Origin of the sequence: Fulvivirga kasyanovii, from assembly GCF_009711405.1 — a bacterium.
GTDB classification, from domain to species: domain Bacteria; phylum Bacteroidota; class Bacteroidia; order Cytophagales; family Cyclobacteriaceae; genus Fulvivirga; species Fulvivirga kasyanovii.
In genome coordinates, this window is record NZ_SMLW01000618.1 from 20,887 (window position 1) to 27,882 (window position 6,996).

5 protein-coding genes and 1 pseudogene are annotated in these 6,996 nt (G+C 45.4%); all 6 read left to right on the top strand.

Annotated elements, in window-relative coordinates; translation table 11 throughout:
• Window positions 1-96: 96 nt before the first annotated feature.
• Window positions 97-1,107: a LacI family DNA-binding transcriptional regulator gene (locus E1163_RS20060; RefSeq protein WP_155174246.1), complete on the top strand. Its 1,011-nt coding sequence runs from the start codon at window positions 97-99 to the stop codon at window positions 1,105-1,107.
• Between the two features lie 88 nt (window positions 1,108-1,195).
• Complete coding sequence (locus E1163_RS20065; RefSeq protein WP_155174247.1) at window positions 1,196-1,600, top strand: hypothetical protein; 405 nt, start codon at window positions 1,196-1,198, stop codon at window positions 1,598-1,600.
• A 238-nt stretch (window positions 1,601-1,838) separates the two neighbouring features.
• Window positions 1,839-2,684, top strand: a complete 846-nt coding sequence (locus E1163_RS20070; protein WP_155174248.1) for a FixH family protein — start codon at window positions 1,839-1,841, stop codon at window positions 2,682-2,684.
• Between the two features lie 68 nt (window positions 2,685-2,752).
• A complete protein-coding gene (locus tag E1163_RS20075; RefSeq protein ID WP_155174249.1) occupies window positions 2,753-4,753 on the top strand; it encodes a TonB-dependent receptor plug domain-containing protein in 2,001 nt (666 codons plus the stop codon).
• Window positions 4,754-5,103: 350 nt separating this feature from the next.
• Window positions 5,104-6,654, top strand: a complete 1,551-nt coding sequence (locus E1163_RS20080) for an alpha-N-arabinofuranosidase (RefSeq protein ID WP_155174250.1) — start codon at window positions 5,104-5,106, stop codon at window positions 6,652-6,654.
• Between the two features lie 6 nt (window positions 6,655-6,660).
• Window positions 6,661-6,996, top strand: a pseudogene (locus E1163_RS20085) (glycoside hydrolase family 127 protein); the annotation flags it as partial.

Consider the following 6,996-nt stretch of genomic DNA (forward strand, 5'->3'; position numbering starts at 1 on the left):
GTTTGCAGGGATTACATATTTAATATATTGGAGGGGGCATAGTCAATTTATTAATGGTTTAGTTGTTGCGCACAGGTGTGCGCAGTATCTTTAGTCATGGGTAAATATGTGACCATTACTGAAATAGCCCGTCAACTCAACGTATCGCACTCCACGGTTTCCAGGGCATTGAATGGCCATGGGCGCATTAGTGAAAAGATGCGTAGTCAGGTTGTGGAGCTGGCGGAGCGGCTGGGGTACCAGTCCAACTCCACGGCGCACCGGCTCAGCAAAGGTGAGAGCGGGATTATCGGCGTCATTGTGCCTGACCTGTCGATTCATTTTTTTACCAAAGTAATAGCAGGTATACAAGCAGTGTTGCAGCAGGCCGGATATGAAATTATGCTGTTCAATACGGCAGAAAGCATGGAGCAGGAGGTCAGGGCTATAGAGCAATGCCTTAAATACAGGGTTGATGGTGTTCTGGCCGCCATTTCCATGAAAACTAATGCATTCACACATTTTCAGAAGCTGTTGAGGTATGAAATGCCGCTTGTTTTCTTTGATAGGGTGGCCAACTTCCTGCCTGTGCCCAAAGTGGTCACCAATGACTATCAGGCTGCCAGCAAGGCGACACGCTACCTGATCAGTTCAGGCTGCCGGTGTATCGCCCATATTACTGCCAGCATAAACCTCAACAACAGCAACAACCGGCTTTACGGGTATATGGATGCGCTCAAAGAGGCTGGTATGCCGGTAAAAGAAGCTCTGATCCACTATTATGAGTTTGACCGGGAGTCGATCGGGCAATTTCTTGAAAAGGCCCTGAAGCAACATCCCGGACTTGACGGGTTATTTGTTTTTAATGATTACGTAGCCAACTATACTGTGAATGTGCTGCAAAAGCTGGGCAAACAGATTCCCACCGACATTTCCGTGATTGGCTTTTCAGACGAACCTGTAGCCACTTATATGACGCCCCAGCTCTCAACTGTGCAGCATGGAGGAGAAAAAATGGGAGGATTGGCAGCTCAAAAACTCATTTCAATCATCAAGAAAAATGAACCTGTGGATGGTGAGAAGATATTGATTAATCCTGAATTGGTGTTGAGAGGCACCACGAGATAGATACAGCCCAGGGAAACCAGGACTGACGAAAAAACAATGGTAAATATGACCTGGCTCATGTTTTTTTAATGTTGCAGAGCGCATCTTTGTGGAGAATAGAAATTTCAGCATTACAGTGAAGCGGTTAAAACAAGGCATTCTTTGGCTAACGATATTCGGATCGTTACTTTATTCCCTTGCGCTGCCCATTATTTGGGTCGACTACGAGGTCAATAAAGATTTTATAGCCAAAGTGCTTTGCATTAACAGGGATAAGCCTGAGCTAAAGTGTAACGGAAAGTGTTATCTGGCCAAAAAATTAAAAAAAGCGAAAAAACAACAGGAGGATCAAAATGCCGAGTTGCAGCAGGTGTCCTTTACTTTGGCCGTTACAGCGTTGACCACATTTGCGTTTAGCAGCTTTATTGAAGAACCGCTGAAGCATTACGGAGAGGTGAATAATTTATATCACTTTCACTTCTTTGCCAGCATTTTCCACCCGCCTATAAGTTAGTTTCCTATATCAGTTTTCCACAAAATCGGACTGGTTTTTAAAGCCTTAACGGGAGAACTATGTCTGGCACACCAGCGAATAAAATTATTTGAAATACATAAAAATGGACACGTATGCATGGCCACGCTTCAACAGCATCGGTAATAACCTGCTGCCCCTAAGCGTCGGATCTTGACCATTCCAGGCCAGTCATGCCGGAACGGGTATGCGTGACCTTTAAAAATAAAACTGAATTGACATGAAACTACTTTTTAAACAACTATATCTTATCGCATTTACCATAGCATTATTTTCGGCCTGCTCAGAAGATGACGATCCGAAAATAACGGCTGATACTTCCGGTCTTGAACTGCTGCACGAACAGGTGGTGGCGGATGCCGATCTTGTAATTGAGGTCTACAGTCCTGAAGCGCCATTTTCAGGCTATAATGAGTTGTACTTTTTACTAAAAAAAGCATCTGACGATGCCCTTATTGAGAGTGCTTCCCTTACCATGACTCCTATGATGGCTATGACCGAACATTCCCATAGTGCACCCACTATACAGCCCGCCGAAAGCGATCAGCGTGAGGGGTTCAGAAAGGGAGCAGTTATTTTCACCATGCCGAGTGGGGATATGGGAAAATGGACACTGAGCGTAAAAGTATCAGGGTTGGATAGCGGAAACGAAGTGGCCTTTGATTTTGAAGTGCCTGTGATTTCGAAAGAGGCTTCTTACCAGGCCCAGGATACCAAATACAAGACTGTCGTGAGAAAAGTGATCAATGATGAAAAGTACTTCTTCGCCTATCATTTGCCGGAAGGAAAACCAGCTATTGGTGCCAATGATTTTGAAGTTTATGCATACAAGCAATTGGATATGATGACTTATGAGGCTGTTGATGGCCTTACAATGGGCATTGAGCCGGAAATGCCAAGTATGGGCCATGGCTCTCCCAATAATGTGGATCCGGTAAGTAAAGGTAATGGGCGCTATGCCGGAAGTGTAAATTTCAGTATGAGTGGTGACTGGGCCATATGGCTTACCGTAGAGCAGGAAAGCGAAGTGGTACTGACAGATGTGGCCTTCTACCTGGAGTTTTAAATGTAAGATCCACCCTCACCCCGGTTATGGTTTATCAGGGCCGGGGTGAGCTGTAAACATCTACACTTATGAGACGCTTATATATAATTTTTATCACATTGATAAACGCCTTTGGCGCAATGGCACAGGCTCCTGCCCCGGAGCAGGGTTACCTGGAAACGCTGCAGCTCGAAGAGATCCGGATCTATGTGGGAAAGGATACTACCGGTGAGCATGCCATTCACGACCAGCAATTTACGGCTGTGGAGCAAGTCATGGAGAGAAACAGTGCTATCAACCTCGTTCGCAGAGGAAACTTTGCTATGGAGCCCATGATCAACGGCATGTCAGGAGGCCAGATTAACCTGACGATAGATGGTATGAAGCTATTCAGCGCCTGCACCGACCGGATGGACCCGGTAAGTGCTTATGTGGAAACCGTAAACATGGATAAACTGGAGGTGGCTACAGGAGCCGACGGTGGCAGGCATGGTGCTACAGTTGGCGGATCTATCAACCTGAGGCTTAAACAACCTGAAATGCGAATGAATAAGTCGCTGAAAGGCTCAGCCGGAGTAAACTATCAAAGTATTTCGCAAGGCTACAATGCCTTCTATAATTTGGACTATAGCCACAATAACCTGGGCTTGCGATATTCGGGGGTTTACCGGAACCATGGCATTTATAAAGATGGCCATGGCCGGGAGGTTATGTTCTCCCAATATGAAAAAATGAACCATGCTCTGAACGGGCAATACCAGCTTTCTGATGATAGAAAGCTCATTTTTAGCTTCATATGGGATGATGCCTGGGACATCGGTTACCCTGCCCTGCCTATGGATGTAGCCTTTGCCAGGGCGCGTATTTATAAAGCAGGCTATGTGTGGAGCCGGTTATCAGAACATTGGAAATCGCTGGAAATAACAGCATACGGCAATAACATTACCCATGAGATGGACGACTCGCAGCGTGATGTGGTTATCCGTATGGATATGCCCGGCTGGAGCAATACTTATGGTCTGAACATGGACACGGATTGGAAACTAGGCTCTCATTTTATAACTGCCAGGGCAGAGTTTTTTCGCAACGATGTAAGGGCAGAGATGACCATGTATCCGGCTGAGGGTGTTTCTATGTTTATGCTCACCTGGCCTGATGCGGTAAGAACGGCAGGCGGGATATTCTTTCAGGATCGCATTCCCATAGGGCAGTCGGTGTGGAGTAATTCCCTTCGGATGGATGTGGCACACAATGAGATCAAAAGCCAGACAGGGATGGCTCAACTGGAGGTGTTGGATTATGAATATGATGGGGCGGATACAAGGCAAGCCTTAAATTTTAGCAGTACCCTTATGGTGCCTGTAGGGCAGTACTGGCAGGCAGAGTTTACAGGCGCTTTTGCTGAACGTTTTCCTACAGTAACGGAGCAGTTTGGCTTCTTCCTTTTCAACAGTCAGGATGGGTTTGATTACGTAGGTGACCCGACACTGGCTAATGAAAAAGCATGGCAGTTTACCTCAGGGGTATACCTTGAAAAGGGGGCGTTCCGGATCAATATGAAGGCTTTTGGTTATTATTTTAAGGATTACATATTAGGGCGAATTGATGAAGACCTTGATGCCATGACCCTGGGAGCGAGAGGGGTAAAAGTTTATGAAAATCAGGATAATGTATGGATGGCCGGTCTGAATTCGGACTGGAGTGTGGCGGTGACAGACCATATCAGCTATCATGGCGTGGCTGAGTATACTGTGGGAGAATTGGAAGGAGGCGCCAAACTACCTATGACAGTGCCTTTGGCTATGACCCATACACTGAACTATAAAAACAGGAATTTTGGGGCAGAAGTGGACTATGAATTTGTGGGAGGTCGTAATAAAGTGAATAAAATCTCCGGGGAAACACCCTCCGATGCCTACCATATCTTTAATGCAAAAGCTGCTTATCAGCAACCAGTAGGAAAGTATACCATCAAATGGCAGGCAGGAGTGGATAATATTTTTGATGTAGCATACAGGCACCCGCTTGACTGGGGTGGCATACTCAGGCCAGGCAGAAGTATTAATGTAGGGGTGAGCTGTCATTTTTAGATGCGTACACCAGGTGCAGGAGGTATGGTGGGTGAGGTTGTTGCCAATCAGCCTCACCCCATAACTCTGACATATGCTGTATAGTCTGCATGGAGGCATACCATATATATTCTCACCTGAAAAGGCGATACAAGGCCATTTCTGTACTTAAAACAGGCAAAAGCAATGGCTGTAAAATAAAAATATCTGCTCCCGGCAGATATTTTTTTGCTTAATAATTCTGATTATGCTTGTAAAAAATTAAATTGAGCGCTTTAGAGTATAACCCGCCCCTTCAATTAATACTCCGAAGCTTATTGATGGCATTTCACGGCCAATTCATTTACAGGTATAATCAAAATAAAAGAAGCATGAAAAAGGTATTATGTCTGCTGCTTGCCAGCTTTTTATTTCAGGTAGTGGGGCTTTCACAAGCCGGAACGCCTATAGTAGTTAAGCCGGATGCCGGGGCACCCATAATAAACAAACATATATACGGACATTTTGCAGAGCACCTGGGCAGGTGTATTTATGGTGGGTTTTATGTAGGGGACAGTAGCACCATACCCAATACTGCCGGTGTGAGAAACGATATTGTTAATGCACTCAAAGAACTGGAAATCCCAAATCTGAGATGGCCTGGAGGCTGTTTTGCAGATACCTATCATTGGAAAGATGGCATTGGCCCCAAAGAGGAACGACCGACTATTGTGAACCAATGGTGGGGAGGGGTAACGGAAGACAACAGTTTTGGGACCCACGATTTTCTGAATTTGTGCGAATTGCTGAATACGGAGCCTTACCTGGCAGGCAATGTTGGCAGCGGTACTGTACAGGAGCTGGCTGACTGGGTACAATATGTGAATTTTTCAGGGACAAGTCCAATGTCTGATTTACGTAAAGAAAACGGACGTGAAGAACCATGGAAGGTGAAGTACTGGGGTGTGGGCAATGAAGCCTGGGGCTGTGGAGGACACATGCGCGCAGAATACTATGCCGATGTATACCGGAAGTATGCTACTTTTATGTCGGGAGCAAATATTGAAGGAGGGTTGTATAAAGTAGCTTCAGGAGCCAGCAGTAATGACTATCACTGGACGGAAGTGATCATGAAAAATGTGCCGCATCATTTGCTGCAGGGAGTAGCACTGCACCACTATTCGGTCATAGACTGGAACAACAAGGGACCTGCGGTTGATTTTCAGGAGGAGCATTACTTCAAAATTATGCAGAAGGCCTGGGAAATGGAAGAGCTGGTCAGTAAGCATGTGGCTATTATGGACAAATACGACCCTGAAAAGAAAGTAGACCTTATAGTGGACGAATGGGGCGGCTGGTATGATGTGGAAGAAGGCACAAATCCCGGTTTTCTGTATCAGCAAAATACCATGCGTGATGCCATGCTTGCCGGTGTAACACTCAATATATTCAATAACCATGCTGACCGGGTAAAAATGGCGAATCTTGCACAAGCCGTCAATGTATTGCAGGCGGTAATCCTTACCGATGAGGAAAAAATGTTGCTTACCCCTACCTATCATGTAATGAAAATGTATAAGGTGCATCATGACGCCCAATTGCTTCCTGTTACATTTGATTCACCTGAGTATTCGCTCAAAGGAGAGTCGCTTCCAGCCATATCTGTGTCGGCATCAAGAGGTAAAAACGGACAGGTGCATATTTCACTTGTGAATATAGATGCTGCTAAAACCAATGCGGTGGAGATTGACCTCAACTCGCTTGGCATTAAAGAATTAACGGCGACGGCGTTGACCTCAGAAAAATTACAAGACCACAACACGTTTGATGACCCTGAAAAAATAAAGCCGGCCCCATTTAAAAACTTTAAAATGTCGAAAAAAGGGGTGATTAAGATTGAACTGCCTCCTTTCTCTGTGGTGATGCTGGAAGAGGTTAAATAACTGGTCATGAAAAAAGTATTATTTTGTTTTGGGTTCGTGTGGGCTATGTTATTTTCCCAGTGCCGGGAGCCGGAAAGGTCAATACAGGGCCGCGCTGCGGAACCTGGTGATGAACAACATTCAGGGTACCTTCTTCAGCCCGTTGATATAAGGCATGTAAAGCTGGAAGATGATTTCTGGCTGCCTGTTATTCAGAAAGTACAGGGTAAGACTATTGAATATGCAATAAACAAATGTAGGGAGGAAGGACGGTTCGATAACTTTCTGATAGCCGGAGGGAGAATGGATGGAGAGGTGAAAGGAGCTATGCCTTTTGATGATACGGATGTATATAAAATAATA

Excerpts from the sequence above, each read along its gene's own strand:
- E1163_RS20060 (WP_155174246.1), top strand. The coding sequence starts at position 97 with ATGGGTAAATATGTGACCATTACTGAAATAGCCCGTCAACTCAACGTA.
- E1163_RS20070 (WP_155174248.1), top strand. The coding sequence starts at position 1,839 with ATGAAACTACTTTTTAAACAACTATATCTTATCGCATTTACCATAGCA.
- E1163_RS20075 (WP_155174249.1), top strand. The coding sequence starts at position 2,753 with ATGAGACGCTTATATATAATTTTTATCACATTGATAAACGCCTTTGGC.
- E1163_RS20080 (WP_155174250.1), top strand. The coding sequence starts at position 5,104 with ATGAAAAAGGTATTATGTCTGCTGCTTGCCAGCTTTTTATTTCAGGTA.